This window comes from Streptomyces sp. NPDC006283 (assembly GCF_040613325.1).
Taxonomy (GTDB): domain Bacteria; phylum Actinomycetota; class Actinomycetes; order Streptomycetales; family Streptomycetaceae; genus Streptomyces.
Map to the genome: position 1 here is coordinate 19,831 of NZ_JBEXRZ010000007.1, position 15,986 is coordinate 35,816.

The following is a 15,986-nucleotide window of genomic DNA, read 5'->3' on the forward strand; positions in this document are numbered from 1 at the left end:
TCAACGCACTCGGCCACCTCGTCGATTTCTGCTGCGCTGACCACTCGGCAGCTATGACCCAGGGCCTAGCCACGCTTCTTCTTCGGCCGGTCTCTCCGCCCAGTGGCCCGCGGGGCCGACGGATGCCGGTCGGCGTACGGATCAGCCGGCGCCCCGGCAGGGGCCTCCCGCTCAAGGTCCCGTCTGGTGGCGAGCAGGTCCTTCCGCGCCGCTTCCCCCACCTCGGGGTACTGAGGATCGATGTCCATCAGGGTGTGGGCGAGGATCGCCGCCGCGCAGATCCGCGCGAACCACTTCCGGTCCGCCGGCACGACGAACCACGGCGCCCATTTTGTGCTCGTGGCCGACAGCATCTCGGAGAACGCGTGCTGGTAGTCGTCCCACCGGCGCCGCTCCCGGACGTCGGCCGCGGAGAACTTCCAGTTCTTCTCCGGCAGGTCGATCCGCTTCAGGAAGCGGGTGCGCTGCTCCTCCTTGGACATGTTCAGGAAGATCTTGACCACCTTGAACCCGTTGTCCGTGAGGTAGCGCTCCCAGTTGTTGATCTCCCGGTAACGACGGTCCCAGACGTCCGGCCCGCGCGCGTCGTGCGGCAACTTCTGCCGGACAAGGTTCTCGGGGTGGACTCGGACAACAAGAACCTCCTCGTAGTGCGAGCGATTGAAGATGGCGATCTCACCGCGCCGGGGCAGCCGCTGGACGTAGCGCCACAGGTAGTCGTGGTCGAGTTCCTCGCTGGAGGGCACCTTGAAACTGCTGACCCGCACGCCCTGGGGATTGACGCCGCTCATGACGTGGCGGATCGTCCCGTCCTTGCCGCCGGCGTCCAGTGCCTGGAGACAGAGCAGGACGCCGTACGTGTCCTGGGCGGCCAGCCGCTCCTGGTACTCGGCCAGCAGGGACACCCCGGTCCGCAGCAACTCGATCCCGTCGCGCTTCTTCAGGTCGGCCTTGTAGCGGGGATCGAAGTCCCGGCCCAGGTTCACCTTCGAGCCCGGTTTCACCCGCAGGGGCCCGATGAACTCCGCGATGCGCTCGGCTCGCTCGTCCGCCATCACCGATCAGCCCTTCTCTGCTCCGGGGCGTGCACGGCCTCCAGGGGACCGGGAACGGTCACAGCCCGCATCCCACCCCTTCCGGGGCCGTCGGAGCGTTCGGGCCCGTACGGCCCGGCCCTGCGCCGCCCCCGGGCGGTTGCCGCCGGAGCCCGGGACGACCGCAGTTGCCCTGGCGTCGACGGGCAGACCGGGAGCGGCAGCCCTCGGCGGGAAGGTGCTCACCGACTTGAGGGGCCTGCTCTTCGACCGTCATGGCGTAGTGATCCCATGTCCCACGACCCCCGGACCGCAGCACCTCGCATCCCGCCACAGGCTCGAGGGTTCTCTCGTGCTCATTGTCTGCTTGCGGGGACAAGATCGCCCTCCAAGGGGCGTGCAGATGGGGAGCTGCCTGTTGGATCTTGCCGGCCGGGCGTTCGTGGCAGCCCCGTCGCGGGTGACGGCCGTGGCGGCCCGTCAGGTGCGGCGCTTCGGTGTCGGCTCCGGCTCGGAGGGAAGTGCTGCCGCGCGGCGGGACAGCAGCAGCGGGGGTCGCCAGCAGGAGCACGCCGGCCAGGCCGATGGCTGTCCGCGGGCCGAGTAAACCGCCCAGCACGCCCAATCGCGGCTCCGACGCGCTCCTCGACACCGTCGCCGACACCCCGGCCCTGGCCACCTTCATGGGCGAGCAGACCCGCCTCGTCTGGCCCGCCGACCACGGCCTGCGCCGCATCCCGGTGACCGACCCGACACCCGTCTGCCCGCATGCGCTCCGCTGGCACCGCGACAACCCCCACCCGGCGCCGGTCACCCTCCGCGCCCACCTCGCCGCCACAGCGGCCGGCCACGACACCGCTGGGACCTGGGCACCGGGCTGGGTGCTCCCGCGCTGAACGCCGCCCCGTCCTCGATCATCCTGGGGACGCATCACCCTGACGTCCGACCGCCGCGGCGGAGCTCTGCGCCCTTGTCGCGCTCCCCCTGTACCCCCGTGCGCTCGCGTACGCAGCGCGCCCGGGGGCATCGACTTCTCGACCGACGTGGAACGCCGGCCGAAGGGGGAGGTACGCCGTGCACGGACCAGGGATGTCCGGCTGGCTGCTCATGGTGCTGTGCGCCGCGACCGGGGCCTACTGCCTGCTGCGGATGCGCAGTTGCTCCGGGCCGGCGCGGGAGGCGGCAGGCGCTGAGGCGCTGATGGGTTTCGGTATGGCCGCGATGGCGGTGCCCGCCACCGTGTTCACACCACCCCGGTGGCACTGGGTGGTGTACGCGGCGGTCTTCGGCGCGGCCGCGGTGCACGCGGTGCGGCCGCGGCGGCACGCGGGCCGGCACCTGCACCATTCTGTCGGCTGCCTCGCGATGATCTACATGGCTGCGGCCATGGCCACCGGCGGCGGATCCGGAGGCCACGGCGGTCCGGCGACCGGTGGAGTGCCCGTCGTCACGGGCGCGCTGCTCGTCTACTTCTCCCTGTACGCGCTGAGATCGGGCCCCCGGCTGCTGATACCGCTCACCGCCGCGGGCGGTGGCGCGCTCGCGATGCAGACCTCCCCGGGCTCATCGTCGACGCTCGTGCCTGCCTGCAGAGTCTCGATGGCCATCGCCATGCTGGCGATGCTGCTGACCCTGTGAGCCGCTTCGACGGCCCTGGCTCGGCCGCTCCGCAGGGCCCCGGTCGCGCCGTGGTGTGCGTCACTTGACGTACGCGGCCATACCCGCAAGTAGCCCCGCGCTCATAGGCTGCAACCATGATGGTCTCGCTCGCGCTGCTCATGCTCGGCGCACTGGCCGCCGTCGTCGCACCGCGCCTCCTGTCGCGTGCCGACTGGCCGGAGCGCGAGCCCGTAGTCGCCCTCTGGGTGTGGCAGTGCATCGTGGCTGCCGTGCTGCTGTCGTTCGCGCTGTCGATGACGTTGAGCGCGGCCGCCGCGTGGCAGCTCGTGCGAGGCCATGTCTTCGCGTCCGCGCCGAACGGCGTCGTCGAGGCGTACGCCCTGGGAGCCGGCGAGCCGTGGTCCGCGGTGCTCGCCGTGAGCCTGGCGTGCGGCGGTCTGTGGACCGGCGCCATGCTCGCCCGGGAGATCCGCAGGTCCCGCCTGCTGCGCAGGCGCCGTCGTGCCGAGCTTCTCGTGCGCTCCCCGCTGATGCCCGGCGAGGCGCCCGGCAGCGAGCCGCTGGTTGTCCTGGAGGGCGAGCGGCCCGACGCCTGGTGGCTGCCGGGCGCGGCCCCGCAACTGGTGATCACCACGGCCGCGTTGCGCCGCCTGGAGGGCCGCCGGCTCGACGCCGTCCTCGCCCATGAGCAAGGCCATGCCCAGGCCCGGCACGACTGGCTGCTGCACTGCTCCGCGGCCCTGGCCAACGGCTTTCCGCAGATCCCGGTGTTCGCCGCGTTCCGTGACGAGATGCACCGGCTGGTCGAGCTGGCGGCGGACGACGTCGCCTCGCGGCGCTTCGGCCGGCTGACGATCGCGCTGGCGCTGGTCGAGCTGAACGAGGAACGCGGGGTGTTCGGGCCGTGCCCCACCCCGGACGCGGAGTTGCCGCACCGGGTGAACCGGCTGCTGGCTCCGGTCCCCCGGCTCACTCCGGCCCGCCGGCTGCGGCTGACGGCCGCCGCCGCCCTGGTGCCGGTGGTGCCGCTGCTGGTGGCCTTCGTTCCGGGGCTGCGCGCGCTGGGATAGATGGCCACCAACCGTGGGATAGATGGCCACTAAAGGGACAGGATGTGTTCATGTCCTCCCTCCGCTCCGTCCGCACCCCCGCCTCCCCCACGACACCACCGGGCCCGGCGACCGGCCCCGTCCGCGTCTGTGGCATGTTCGCCGCCCTGTCCGTACTGCTACTGGTGCCCGTCACACTCTCGTGGGCCCCGCTGATGTCCTTCGACCGGGCGGTCGTGGAAGCGCTGCACGGCTCCGCCGTGGCCGAGCCGGCGTTTACGCAGGTCAACCGCGTACTGACCGACTGGGTGTGGGACCCGTGGACGATGCGGCTGCTGGCCGCGGCGGCCGCCGTGTGGCTGTGGCTGCGCAGGGAACGTCTCCTCGCCGTCTGGGTGGCGGTGACCAGCGCCGTCGCGACGGCGCTCCAGCAAGCGGTGAAGGCCGCCGTGGGGCGTGATCGGCCCCAGTTTCCCGACCCTGTCGACTCGGCCCATTACGCGGCCTTTCCTTCCGGGCACGCGATGACGGCCGTGGTCACGTGCGGGCTGCTGCTCTGGCTGTCGCGGCGGTGGGGCACCGCGGGACGTGTCTGGGCGTGGTGCGTGGTGGCCGCCGCCGTCTCCGTGGCAGGGGTCGGCTTCACCCGGCTCTATCTGGGTGTCCACTGGCCTTCGGACGTGTTCGGCGGCTGGCTGCTCGGCGTGTGCGTCGTCGCTCTCGCCGTGGCCGCGTACGAGCGCACGGTCTTGTCCCGCGGACGCTGACCCGTCGAAAATCGGGTCATGGTGATCAGAACTGTGCTCTTCGACTTCTCGGGGACGCTGTTTCGCATCGAGTCGACGCGCGAATGGCTGCGTGCCGTGCTCGACGAGCGCGGACACTCCATGGCGGAGAGCGAACTGGACGAGTGCGCCGCGCGGTTGGAGGCGGCCGGAGCACTGCCGGGAGGGGCCCCGCCCCGGCGCATACCCGGCCCTCTCGCTGACGTGTGGGCGGTGCGGGACACGAGCACGGAGCGGCACAGGGCCGCGTACACGGGTCTCGCGCGGGAGGTTCCCCTGCCGGACGACGGCATGTACGACGCGCTCTACGACCGCCATATGACGGCTCGGGCGTGGTGCCCATACCCCGATGCGGGCGAGGTGCTGCGCGGCCTGCGCGAGCGGGGCGTCGGTGTCGGTGTGGTCAGCAACATCGGCTGGGATCTGCGGCCGGTTTTCCGGGCTCGCGGCCTGGACCCGCTTGTCGACACCTACACGCTGTCGTTCGAGCACGGCGTGCAGAAACCCGATGTCCGGATCTTCCGGTCGGCGTGCGAGGGCCTCGGCCGGGATCCGCGCGAGGTACTGATGGTGGGGGACGACCGACGCGCCGACGGCGGGGCCGCCGGTCTGGGCTGCGCGGTCCACTTCGTGGACCACCTGCCGGCGGCGGAGCGGCCCTCGGGGCTCCGCCCGGTGCTCGAGGCCGTGGACCGGAGCTCCGCAGCGTAGGAAAAGTGCCGCACCGCGGGAAGCCGGAGCGCCGCACCGTAGGGGGCGACGAGGGGCTGTAGGAGACTGAAGGCAGGACAAAGCCACCCGAACCGGACGATCCCCCGCGTCGCCCGGTTCGGGCAGCAGACCGCCGACCTGCCCCGAAGGCCGGACGGCGGGCACGCTGAGTATATTGGCTGAGAGCCAGTCAACGCAGGAGTCAAGCATGTCCCCGCGGAGCGCATCGGTCAATGAAGAGCTTCGTCGACGTTCTCGCGAGCGGCTTCTGCAGGCGACGGTGGAGCTCGTCGACGAGCGCGGTTACGAGGCCACGACGCTCGGCGACATCGCCGACCGGGCGGGTTCCGCACGGGGGCTGGTCTCGTACTACTTCCCGGGCAAACGTCAGCTGCTGCAGTCGGCCGTCCACCGGCTGATGCACCGCACGCTCGAAGCGGCGCTGGAACGTGAGCCGCACACCGAGGACGGGCGCGAGCGGCTGGCGCGGGCCATCGACGCCATTCTCGGCCTCGCCGTCGACCACCCCGTACTGATGCGCACGCACATGGCGGGGATCCTGCAGGCCGACGGATTCGTGCAGTGCCCCGAGCAGCAGCGGCTCGCCGCCCTGCTGAAGGACACGGTGCGGCGCTACGGATCACGGGACGTCGACACCGACTATCCCCTGCTGCGTGCGCTGCTGATGGGAGCGGTCTTCGCGGTGCTGCTGCCCGGCGTGCCGATGCCCCGGGCGCGGCTGCGCGCGGAGCTGTTCCAGCGGTACGGGCTGGAGTGGGAGCTCGGCACCCCACCGGACGATTTCGCGTCCGGCGGGGCACCTGGGCACATCCCGGATCAGTCGTCGAAGTAGTCCGGCTGCGTCTGCACATTGAGCTCGTGCATGCGCACCTTCTTGCCGGCATCCGTGCGCCGGTCGCTGAGCTTCAGCACGTCGAAGCCCTTGGCCATGTCGTTCGAGTAGATGTAGCCGTTGTAGTAGTACGCGGACCAGGAGCCGCCGGTGGAGATGGTGGTGGCGCTCAGAGGGCCGCGCTCGAAGTAGGCGATCTCCTTGGGCCTCGAGGAGTTGGTGAAGTCCCAGACGGAGACGCCGCCCTGGTACCAGGCCTGGACCATGATGTCGCGGCCCTTGACCGGGATCAGCGAGCCGTTGTGCGCCACGCAGTTCTCGGTGTCGGCCTGGTGGCGCGGGATCTTGAAGTAGCTGCGGAAGACAAGCTTGCGCCGGTCACCCTTGCCCACGATGTCGTAGATGCCGTCGGCGCCGCGGTCCGGACCGATCTCGGCGTTGCAGGTGGCCCCGCTGCCGCCGCCGAGCTCGTCGGTGAAGACGACCTTGTCGGCACGCTGGTTGAAGGTCGCCGAGTGCCAGAACGCGAAGTTGACGTTGTCCTGGACACGGTCGATGACCTTCGGGTGCTCCGGGTCCTCGATGTCGAAGAGGATGCCGTCGCCCATGCAGGCACCCGCCGCCAGGTCCTTGGAGGGAAGGACCGTGATGTCGTGGCAGCCGGTGGTCTTGGAGACGCCGGGGTTGGTCGGCGAACCGGGGTTGCCGCCGCCGTCGGGGCCCTCACCGGGGAAGAGCACCGGGAAGTTCACGATGGCCGACTTCTCCGGTGCCTTGCGCGGCACCTTGATGACGGAGATCCCGTCGTGCGGCGGCTGGCAGTCGGGGAACGCGGCGTTCGGCGAGTACGAGGAGACGTACACGTAGACGTTCCTGCGCTCCGGCACCAGCGTGTGCGTGTGCGAGCCGCACGCCGTCTCGACAGCGGCGACGTACTTCGGATTCCTCTTGTCGCTGATGTCGAAGATCTTCATGCCCTCCCAGGACGACTTCTCGGTCGCCGGCTGCGAAGTGCTGTTGCAGGAGTTGTCGCTCCGCGAGGAGTCGGTGGACAGGAAGAGCAGGTCGCCGGAGACGCTGATGTCGTTCTGCGATCCCGGACACAGGACCTGTGAAACGGTCCTGGGCTGCTTCGGGTTGCTGATGTCGAAGATGCGGAAGCCGTCGTAGTTGCCGGCGAAGGCGTACCGGCCCTGGAAGGCCAGGTCCGAGTTGGTGCCCGGGAGCGCATCCTTCGGGATGTTCGTCACGTGCTCGATGTTGTCGCTGTGGACGACCTCGTCCACGCCGGGTATCTCGCCGTTCTGAATGGCCGATCTGGTGTCCGCCGCCTGACCGGCAGAGACCTTCTCCCGGGCAGTCGCGTCGCCCGGGTCGGGGACGGCAACCGCCGGTCCCGCCGCCAGCAGTGTGGCGAGAAGTCCGGCCGCGGCGGCGCCGACACCCAGTCGTCTGCGTCGCACTCGGCTGGTGTGCAACAAATTCACTGTGTCCTCCCCTGGTAGCCGTTCATGGTTGAACGGTTCACGGACCCAGGCAGTATGTTGCCTAGCATGCACATCTCAACAGATGGCAACACGGAAGTCATCAAGGTTTCTGATCAACGACACACGTGAAGTAAGTGAGGGCGGTCGTCGATGAGGCCCAATTCCTTCAGGAGGTACGCGTGTTGAACCGCCGCCCTGCCAGGCCGGTCCGCAGCTTCGCCGTGACCGCGACGGTCGCCGCGGCTCTACTCGCCCTGGGCGCCTGCGAGTCGGGCTCCGAAGGCTCGCCCAAGGCGGCGGCATCCGGCGGGCCCTCTGTGGTGGCGCCCGGGAAGCCGGGCGAGCCGGCGAAAACCCTGTCCGCGGAGGAGGCCGCGAAGGCCGCACCCGACGACAGCCCCAACTCGGCGGACTTCGGCTATGCGCAGATGATGGTCCTCCACCATGAGCAGGCCTTGGAGATGACCACTCTCGCCCCCGATCGTGCCGAGTCGACACAGGTGAAGCGCCTCGCGGAACGCATAGCCGCTGCGCAGAAGCCCGAGGTGGACGCGATGCGCGGCTGGCTGAAGAACAACGGCGGGGACGACAGGGCAGACGGACACGGGCACGACCACGGCGCGATGCCCGGAATGGCCACCGCCGCGCAGCTGAAGCAGCTGCGGGCCGCCAAGGGCGGAGCTTTCGACGAGCTCTTCCTGAAGCTCATGATCACTCATCACCAAGGGGCGATCACGATGGCCGCCGAGGTCCTCTCCGACGGGAACAACGTCCTGGTCGAAGAGATGGCGAACGACGTGATCGCACAGCAGACCGCCGAGATCGGCCGGATGCGCGAGATGTAGCACGGGCGGGCACGGCCGGCGGACACGCCCGCAGGGAGTCCCCGCGCAAGGCTCCCCAGCGCGGCGATGCGATGCGATGCTGGAGTTCCCCCTGCGGGAAGGAGCGCAGCCGTGCTTCGCGTCGCCGTCGTCGGTTCCGGCCCCAGCGGGGTCTACGCCGCCCAGGCCCTCGTCCAGCAGACCGCCGTGCCGGACGTCCGGGTGCACATCCTGGACCGTCTCCCCTGCCCGTACGGGCTCGTCCGCTACGGGGTGGCCCCCGACCACGAGAAGATCAAGTCGCTGCAGAACAATCTGCGGTCCGTGCTGGAGGACGAGCGGATCGACTTCCTGGGCAATGTCGAGGTGGGCGCGCACGGCCTCGGCCCCCACAAGCTCCTGGAGTTCTACCACGCGGTGGTGTACTGCGTGGGTGCCGCCAGGGACCGCAAGCTCGGCATTGCCGGTGAGGATCTGCCCGGCAGCCATTCGGCCACCGACTTCGTCTCCTGGTACAGCGCCCACCCCGACGCCGCGCCGGACGCCTTCACGCTCGGCGCACGGTCGGCCGTCGTCATCGGGGTGGGCAATGTGGCGGTCGACGTGGCACGCATCCTCGCGCGCGGCGCGGACGAGCTGCGCGCGACGGACGTTCCCCAGGCCGCACTGGGGGCGCTGGCGGCAAGCCAGGTGCGCGACGTCCACATGGTGGGCAGGCGCGGACCCGCCGGGGCCAAGTTCACCACCAAGGAACTGCGGGAGCTGGGCGCCCTGCCCGCCGCGGACGTACTGGTGGACCCGGCGGACCTCGCGCTCGAACCTGCGTACGCCGATCCGGCGGCCGTGCCCGCGATCGTCCGCCGCAACCTCACCGTCGTACGCGAATGGGCCGCCCGCCCGCCACAGGGTCGGCCGCGCCGTATCCATGTGCGGTTCTTCCTGCGGCCCGTGGAACTGCTGGAGCGTGACGGGCGGGTCGGCGGCGTCCGCTTCGAACGGACGGTGCCGGACGGCACGGGCGGCATCCGCGGCACCGGCGCGTACGAGGACGTGGAAGCGCAGCTGGTGCTGCGCGCGGTGGGATACAAGGGCGTGCCGACGGACGGTCTGCCGTTCGACGCCGAGCGCGGTGTGGTGCCCAATACGGCGGGGCGGGTACTGCGGGACGGCGTCTTCTCGCCCGGCGAGTACGTGGCGGGGTGGATCAAGCGGGGGCCGACCGGAGTGATCGGCAGCAACCGGCCGTGCGCCAAAGAGACGGTGAATTCGCTGCTCGAGGACGCGTCGACGCTCGCACGTCGGCCGGTCGCAGCGGACCCCGTGGCCGCACTGCGGGCGTCGGGGCACCGGCCGGTGCGGTGGACGGGATGGCTGGCCATCGAGGAGGCGGAGACGGCACTGGGCCGCAGCCTGGGGCGGTCACGCGTCAAGATCTCCGACTGGGCGGGGCTGCTGAGCGCGGCGCACGTCGGGGGGCCGGACGATCCGGGCGGCAGTGGGCGGTGACGCCGCCGGTGTCGCCCCGGCGGCCGGTCGGCGGGCGCCTCAGGCGTCGCCGAGGCGTCGCGCCTGGCCTTCCGCCGCTTCGAGCACCCGGTCGAGAAGACCGGGGAACAGCGCGTCGAGGTCGTCGCGCCGCAGGCCGTTCATCTTCGCGGTGCCCTGGTAGGTCTGGCGGATCACGCCGTTCTCGCGGAGCACGCGGAAGTGGTGGGTCGTCGTCGACTTGGTGACGGGCAGGTCGATGTCCGAACAGGTCAGGTCGGTCTCAGCGGCCGCGAGTTCTCGCACGACCCGCAGCCGCATCGGGTCCGCAAGCGCGTGGAGCACGTCCTCGAGGCGGATCTCGTCAGGGGTGGGATGAGCGAGCACTCGGGGGCTGGTCACGGTGGTCACGGCGGCTCCGCTTCGTCCGGGGGTTCCCATCGTAGCGTCGTAGTTCGAAGTATCTCGTAGTTCGACGTGCCTCGTAGTTTGACAATCTCCGTACTACGATGAGTATCGTACGAGTACTACACCGGTCCCGCCCCGAATGGAGTCCGCCGTGAGCGCGTTGTTCGAGCCCTACACCCTGCGGTCGCTGACCATCCCCAACCGCGTCTGGATGGCGCCGATGTGCCAGTACAGCGCGGAGGTCTTCGGTCCGAATGCGGGCGTGGCGCACGACTGGCACTTCGCCCACTACGCCGCCCGTGCCGCGGGCGGCACGGGCCTGATCCTCGTCGAGGCGACCGCAGTGAGCCCGGAGGGCCGCATCAGCCCCGCCGACCTCGGCATCTGGAACGACACCCAGGTCCAGGCGTTCCGCCGCATCACCGCGTTCCTCGAGAGCCAGGGCACGGTTCCCGGCGTCCAGCTCGCCCACGCCGGCCGCAAGGCGTCGACGGACCGCCCCTGGAAGGGCGGCGCACCGGTCGGAGCCGAGGAGCACGGCTGGCAGCCGCTCGCACCCAGTGCCATCGCCTTCGACGAGGGGCATCCCGTGCCCGACGAGTTGACGAGCGCCGAGATCACGGAGATCGTCGGGCAGTTCGCGGACGCGGCCCGCCGCGCCCTGGACGCCGGTTTCCGGATCGCGGAGATCCACGGCGCCCACGGCTATCTGATCGGGGAGTTCCTCTCCCCGCACAGCAACCACCGCACCGACGAGTACGGCGGATCGTTCGACAACCGGGTCCGCTTCGCACTCGAGGTCGTCGACGCGGTGCGTGCCGTGTGGCCGGAGGAGCTGCCGCTGTTCTTCCGCATCTCCGCCACCGACTGGCTCGAGCAGGACGGCTGGACACCGGACGACACCGTCCGCTTCGCGACACTCCTCAAGGAGCACGGGGTCGATCTGCTCGACGTCTCCAGCGGCGGCAACGCCGCCCGGGTCCGGATCCCGACCGGCCCCGGCTACCAGGTGCCGTTCGCGGCAAGGGTGAAGGCGGAGACGGACCTGCCGGTCGCCGCGGTCGGGATGATCACCGACGCGCAGCAGGCGGAGAAGATCCTGGCGAACGGCGAGGCCGATGCCGTACTGCTCGGGCGCGAGCTGCTGCGCAACCCCTTCTGGGCCCGGCACGCGGCGCGCGTACTCGGCGGCGAGGTCCATGTCCCGCCGCAGTACCACCGCTCCGTCTGAGGAGAACCGACGGGCTCCGTGCGCGGCGACGAGTTCGAGCCGATGGGTTCGCGCCGATGAGTTTCGGCCCGGCAGGCGGTCTGTACTTGCATTGCCGGGCCGACCTGCGCGAAGAGCGTCCTACCGGCCACTGTCAGTGGTCGGGTGCAGACTGGCCCATAACCGAGACAAAGGCGTCCTGGAGGTATCGGGCCATGACCGATGTTCTGCTGACCGTAGGCACGCGCAAGGGACTCTTCATCGGCCGCAGGAGCGGCGGCACATGGGAGTTCAACGGCCCGCACTTCAACGCGCAGGCCGTGTACTCGATCGGTATCGACAACCGCCGCGCGGTACCCAGGCTGCTGGTCGGCGGCGACAGCGCGCACTGGGGCCCGTCCGTCTTCCACTCCGACGATCTGGGCGCGACCTGGATCGAGCCCGAGAAGCCGGCGGTCAAGTTCCCCAAGGACACCGGAGCGTCCCTCGAGCGGGTCTGGCAGCTGCACCCGGCCACCTCGGCCGAGCCGGAGGTGGTCTACGCGGGCACGGAGCCCGCCGCGCTCTTCCGCTCGGAGGACGGTGGCCACAGCTTCGAGCTCGTCCGGCCCCTGTGGGAGCACCCGACCCGCTCCCAGTGGGTGCCGGGCGGCGGCGGTGAAGCGGTCCACACGGTGATCACCGACCGGCGCGATCCGGAGGCGGTGACGGTTGCCGTGTCCACGGCCGGGGTGTTCCGCTCCCGCGACGGAGGGAGGAGCTGGGCACCGTCCAACCAGGGCGTGTCCGCGGTCTTCCTGCCCGACCCGAATCCGGAGTTCGGCCAGTGTGTCCACAAGATCGCGCAGGACGCCGTCGATCCGGACCGGCTCTATCTGCAGAACCATTGGGGGGTGTTCCGCAGCGACGACGCGGGAGCGAAGTGGACCGACATCGGGACCGGGCTGCCGTCCGACTTCGGCTTCGCCGTGGCCGCCCACCCCCACCGGGCGAACACGGCGTACGTCTTCCCGATCACGGCCGACGCGGACCGCGTCCCGGCGGGACGCCGCTGCCGCGTCTACCGTACGAGCGATGCGGGCGAGACCTGGGACGAGCTGTCGGCGGGCCTCCCGCAGGGCGAACACTTCGGCACGGTGCTCCGGGACGCCCTGTGCACGGACGACGCGGACCCGGCCGGTGTCTACTTCGGCAACCGCAACGGCGAGTTGTACGCGAGCGCGGACGACGGCGACTCCTGGCAGCTGCTCGCCTCGCACCTGCCGGATGTGCTGTGCGTACGGGCGGCCGTCATGCGCTGACGCATCTGTTCTCGCAGGTCCAGCGGTCGTTGGGGTCGTCGTGGGACGTGACGGTATCCGCGTGGATCTCACCGGCAGTGGTATCAGTTCCGGCGCAACGCTCAGGCCGGAGCGCCCAGCCGCAGCCCGGCGGCCCTCAGTGGCCGGTGACGGCCACGGCTGCCAAACCGGTCACGATCAGAGCGGCGGCGAGCGTGGTGCCCAGCACCTGCACCCACCACGCCCGCACCGGTACCGGGGGCTTGTTCCTGGGTCGGCTGAACAGGTCCTCGCACAGGACGCAGCCGCCACCAAAATCGTTTTTCCTTCTGTCCATACCCGCTTCAACGGACAGCCCGCAGCCGAGGCAACTCACCGCCGGGCGACCGCAATCAGATCGTCACCTGAAGACACCTGGAGGCCCTCGGACACACCGAGGAACTCACCAACCGCCCGCAACGCAGCACCATCAAGGACCATGGGGTGGCCAGGTGCGGCGACGGCAGGGCCGGCTCGCCGACGCAAGCCAGTGGTGTGCGAGTCAACGCGGCAGAGGAGAGACCATGACCGCCAGCGGATCATTCGTGATCGTCGGAGCCGCCCTGGCCGGTGCCAAGGCAGCGCAGACGCTCCGCGAAGAGGGCTTCGACGGAGACGTCGTTCTCCTCGGTGAGGAAGACGAGCACCCCTACGAACGCCCGCCGCTCTCCAAGGGCTACCTGCTGGGCAAGGACGGACGCGACGCCGTCTACGTCCACCCCCGCGAGTGGTACGGCGAGCACGATGTCGACCTCCGCCTCGGCACCACCGTCACCACGATCGACCCCGCCGGACACGAGGTGGCGCTGGCCGACGGCAGCCGCATCGGCTACGCGAAGCTGCTCCTGACCACCGGCTCCTCACCGCGCCGCCTGCCCGTACCGGGTGACGACCTCGACGGAGTCCTCTACCTTCGCCGCCTCGCCGACAGCGACCGCATCAAGGAGACCTTCGCGTCCGCGTCCCGCGTCGCCGTCATCGGGGCCGGCTGGATCGGCCTGGAGACCGCGGCCGCCGCCCGCGCGGCCGGTCTCGAGGTCACGGTCGTGGAGATGGCGGAACTCCCCCTGCTGCGCGTGCTGGGCCGCGAGGTCTCCCAGATCTTCGCCGACCTCCACACCGATCACGGGGTCGACCTGCGCTTCGGCGTGCAGGTCGCCGAGATCACCGGAGCCGACGGCCGGGCGAGCGGCGTGCTCCTGTCCGACGGCAGCCGCATCGAAGCCGACGCGGTCGTCGTCGGGGTCGGCATCACCCCCAACACCGGGCTCGCCGACGCCGCCGGCCTTGACGTCGACAACGGCATCCGCGTCGACGCCCGGCTGCGTACCTCGCACCCGGACGTCTTCGCCGCGGGGGACGTCGCCAACGCCCTCCATCCGCTGCTCGGCAAGCACATCCGTGTCGAGCACTGGGCCAACGCCCTCAACCAGCCCCAGGCCGCGGCCAAGGCGATGCTCGGCCAGGACGTGACGTACGACCGCGTGCCGTACTTCTTCACCGACCAGTACGACCTGGGCATGGAGTACACCGGATACGTCGAACCCGGCGGCTACGACCAGGTCGTCTTCCGCGGCCGGACGGACACCCGGGAGTTCATCGCCTTCTGGCTCGCCGAGGGCCGGGTGCTGGCCGGGATGAACGTCAATGTCTGGGACGTCACCGACCCCATCCGCGCCCTCGTGACCTCCGGGCGGCCGGTCGATCCGAAGAGGCTCGCCGATTCCGACGTACCTCTGAGCGGCCTCCTCGGCTGAGCGACCTGCTCGCACCAGGACGTCACGGCCCGGACACCCCGTGGCCCACGAGCTCCCCGTCACGCGCCACGACGCGTCCGCCGTGGACGACCATGTCGCGTCGCGGCATGTCCACCACGACCTGCGGCAGGCACTCGCCGCGCACGAGGACGAAGTCGGCAGGTGCACCGGGTGCGAAGTCCGCGTGGGCGAGCCCGAGGATGTCCGCTCCGCCGTGGGCGGCGACGGAAAAGCAGTCGGTCAGCTCCTCGTCGAGACGTACGTCCGTGACCCAGCCCAGCAGATGTGTGCGGTGCAGCATGTCGGCGTTGCCGAACGGGCTCCAGGAGTCGCGCACACCGTCTGAGCCGAGCCCGACGCGCACACCGTGCTCCCGCAGCCGGGCGACGGGCAGGACCAGCGAGTCGGACGGCGCCACCGTGGTCAGGGAGATACCCAGCTCCCCCATGTCCGCCGCTGTTGCGTCGAGTTCGCGGTCGCCCAGTCCCGGCAGGCAGAACACGTGGCTGACCGTGACCTTGCCCCGAAGGGACAGCGCGCGCGTACGGTCGATGATGCCGCGCAGCGCTGCGAGCCCCTTCTCGCCTCGGTCGTGCAGATGGATGTCGATGCCGACCCCGTGCCGGTCCGCGATGCCGAAGACCAGATCGAGCTGCTCGTCGAGCGCCTGGTCGAAACCGATCGGGTCGATGCCACCGATCAGGTCGACGCCTCCGGTGCGCGCGGCTTCCTCGAGCAGTTCCGCCGTACCGGGAGTGCGGATCACGCCGTGCTGCGGGAAGGCGACGATCTCGACGTCCAGCGCGTGCCGCAGCCGCTCACGCGCCGTGCCGACACCCTCGACGCCGGCCAGGTCGTACGCCGGGGCCACGTCCGCGTGGGCGCGCATCGCGCGGGTGCCGCGGGTGATGGCGTGCGCCATCAGTCCGTACGCGCGTTCCGCAACGGGGCGGCGCTGGCTGCGGAACAGTTCCACGTCCTGAGACACGTAGTCGGCGAGACCGCTCGCCGGCTTGCGCGTCACCCATGAACCGCCCCACGTCGTCTTGTCGGGATGGATGTGCGCGTCGACGAGTGAGGGAAGAGCGATGCGGCCGCCCCCCTCGACGACTTCGGCGCCGCGCGGCGCGGGCCGGTCCGCGATCCGGCCGTCGACGACCGCCAGGTCGACGGGTTGCTGCGCGCCGAACGGACGGACGTTGCGGAAGACCACGGCCCTGGAAGGGCGGCCGCCGTGGGGCTGCGCGGCGGCGCCGGGGACGGCGGCCTGGGCCTGCGGCAGGGCGGCCGTGGCGGACAGCGCGGCGGTGGTACCGGCCATTGCGGCGGCGCCTGCGATCACGGTGCGCCGGGACAGGCCACGGGCGGAATGCGAGGACGGCGTCATGATGCTCCTTCGACGGTGGCTTGGATCAGGGCAGCGAATGCCGGGGTGCCTTGGTTG

Annotated in this window: 15 protein-coding genes and 1 pseudogene; 11 read left to right on the forward strand and 5 right to left on the reverse strand. The window is 70.6% G+C overall.

Features of this window, described 5'->3' with window-relative positions; all coding sequences use genetic code 11:
- Nucleotides 1-65 precede the first annotated feature (65 nt).
- Nucleotides 66-1,055, reverse strand: coding sequence for a polyphosphate kinase 2 family protein (locus tag ABZ070_RS03035; RefSeq protein WP_356629270.1), 990 nt, complete (start codon nt 1,053-1,055; stop codon nt 66-68).
- Between the two features lie 599 nt (nt 1,056-1,654).
- Here ABZ070_RS03035 and ABZ070_RS03040 point away from each other — a divergent pair.
- From ABZ070_RS03040 to ABZ070_RS03065, 6 genes and pseudogenes are all read left to right on the forward strand, one after another.
- A pseudogene (locus ABZ070_RS03040) lies at nt 1,655-1,930 on the forward strand (LysR family transcriptional regulator); the annotation flags it as partial.
- 178 nt (nt 1,931-2,108) lie between these two features.
- The gene (locus ABZ070_RS03045) at nt 2,109-2,672 is read left to right on the forward strand and encodes a DUF5134 domain-containing protein (protein WP_356629272.1); all 564 of its coding nucleotides are present in this window, start codon (nt 2,109-2,111) and stop codon (nt 2,670-2,672) included.
- 116 nt (nt 2,673-2,788) lie between these two features.
- A complete protein-coding gene (locus tag ABZ070_RS03050) occupies nt 2,789-3,724 on the forward strand; it encodes a M56 family metallopeptidase (RefSeq protein WP_356629274.1) in 936 nt (311 codons plus the stop codon).
- A gap of 50 nt (nt 3,725-3,774) precedes the next feature.
- On the forward strand, nt 3,775-4,470 hold the full coding sequence (locus ABZ070_RS03055) for a phosphatase PAP2 family protein (RefSeq protein WP_356629276.1): 696 nt from the start codon (nt 3,775-3,777) through the stop codon (nt 4,468-4,470).
- 24 nt (nt 4,471-4,494) lie between these two features.
- Nucleotides 4,495-5,199, forward strand: a complete 705-nt coding sequence (locus ABZ070_RS03060; protein WP_356629373.1) for an HAD-IA family hydrolase — start codon at nt 4,495-4,497, stop codon at nt 5,197-5,199.
- Nucleotides 5,200-5,407: 208 nt separating this feature from the next.
- Nucleotides 5,408-6,052: a helix-turn-helix domain-containing protein gene (locus ABZ070_RS03065; protein WP_356629278.1), complete on the forward strand. Its 645-nt coding sequence runs from the start codon at nt 5,408-5,410 to the stop codon at nt 6,050-6,052.
- Here the strand turns inward: ABZ070_RS03065 and ABZ070_RS03070 are convergent.
- Entirely contained in the window at nt 6,037-7,539 is a 1,503-nt protein-coding gene (locus ABZ070_RS03070; RefSeq protein ID WP_356629280.1) for a hypothetical protein, read from the reverse strand. The genes ABZ070_RS03065 and ABZ070_RS03070 overlap by 16 nt on opposite strands.
- A gap of 182 nt (nt 7,540-7,721) precedes the next feature.
- Here ABZ070_RS03070 and ABZ070_RS03075 point away from each other — a divergent pair, with 182 nt between their 5' ends.
- Both ABZ070_RS03075 and ABZ070_RS03080 read left to right on the forward strand, forming a co-directional pair.
- Entirely contained in the window at nt 7,722-8,384 is a 663-nt protein-coding gene (locus tag ABZ070_RS03075) for a DUF305 domain-containing protein (protein ID WP_356629375.1), read from the forward strand.
- Between the two features lie 111 nt (nt 8,385-8,495).
- On the forward strand, nt 8,496-9,869 hold the full coding sequence (locus ABZ070_RS03080; RefSeq protein WP_356629282.1) for an FAD-dependent oxidoreductase: 1,374 nt from the start codon (nt 8,496-8,498) through the stop codon (nt 9,867-9,869).
- A 39-nt stretch (nt 9,870-9,908) separates the two neighbouring features.
- On the opposite strand, the gene ABZ070_RS03085 is transcribed toward ABZ070_RS03080, so the two are convergent.
- Nucleotides 9,909-10,259 carry a helix-turn-helix domain-containing protein gene (locus tag ABZ070_RS03085; RefSeq protein WP_356629284.1) on the reverse strand — a complete coding sequence of 117 codons (351 nt, stop codon included), beginning with the start codon at nt 10,257-10,259 and terminating at the stop codon, nt 9,909-9,911.
- Nucleotides 10,260-10,407: 148 nt separating this feature from the next.
- On the opposite strand from ABZ070_RS03085, the gene ABZ070_RS03090 reads away from it, so the two are divergent.
- Complete coding sequence (locus tag ABZ070_RS03090; protein WP_356629286.1) at nt 10,408-11,487, forward strand: NADH:flavin oxidoreductase/NADH oxidase; 1,080 nt, start codon at nt 10,408-10,410, stop codon at nt 11,485-11,487.
- A gap of 194 nt (nt 11,488-11,681) precedes the next feature.
- Nucleotides 11,682-12,767, forward strand: a complete 1,086-nt coding sequence (locus ABZ070_RS03095) for an exo-alpha-sialidase (protein WP_356629288.1) — start codon at nt 11,682-11,684, stop codon at nt 12,765-12,767.
- A gap of 136 nt (nt 12,768-12,903) precedes the next feature.
- Here the strand turns inward: ABZ070_RS03095 and ABZ070_RS03100 are convergent, their stop codons facing one another.
- A complete protein-coding gene (locus tag ABZ070_RS03100; RefSeq protein ID WP_356629290.1) occupies nt 12,904-13,083 on the reverse strand; it encodes a hypothetical protein in 180 nt (59 codons plus the stop codon).
- A gap of 226 nt (nt 13,084-13,309) precedes the next feature.
- On the opposite strand from ABZ070_RS03100, the gene ABZ070_RS03105 reads away from it, so the two are divergent.
- Complete coding sequence (locus ABZ070_RS03105) at nt 13,310-14,542, forward strand: FAD-dependent oxidoreductase (protein WP_356629292.1); 1,233 nt, start codon at nt 13,310-13,312, stop codon at nt 14,540-14,542.
- A 22-nt stretch (nt 14,543-14,564) separates the two neighbouring features.
- Here the strand turns inward: ABZ070_RS03105 and ABZ070_RS03110 are convergent, their stop codons facing one another.
- Complete coding sequence (locus ABZ070_RS03110) at nt 14,565-15,929, reverse strand: amidohydrolase family protein (protein WP_356629294.1); 1,365 nt, start codon at nt 15,927-15,929, stop codon at nt 14,565-14,567.
- Between the last annotated feature and the right edge of the window lie 57 nt (nt 15,930-15,986).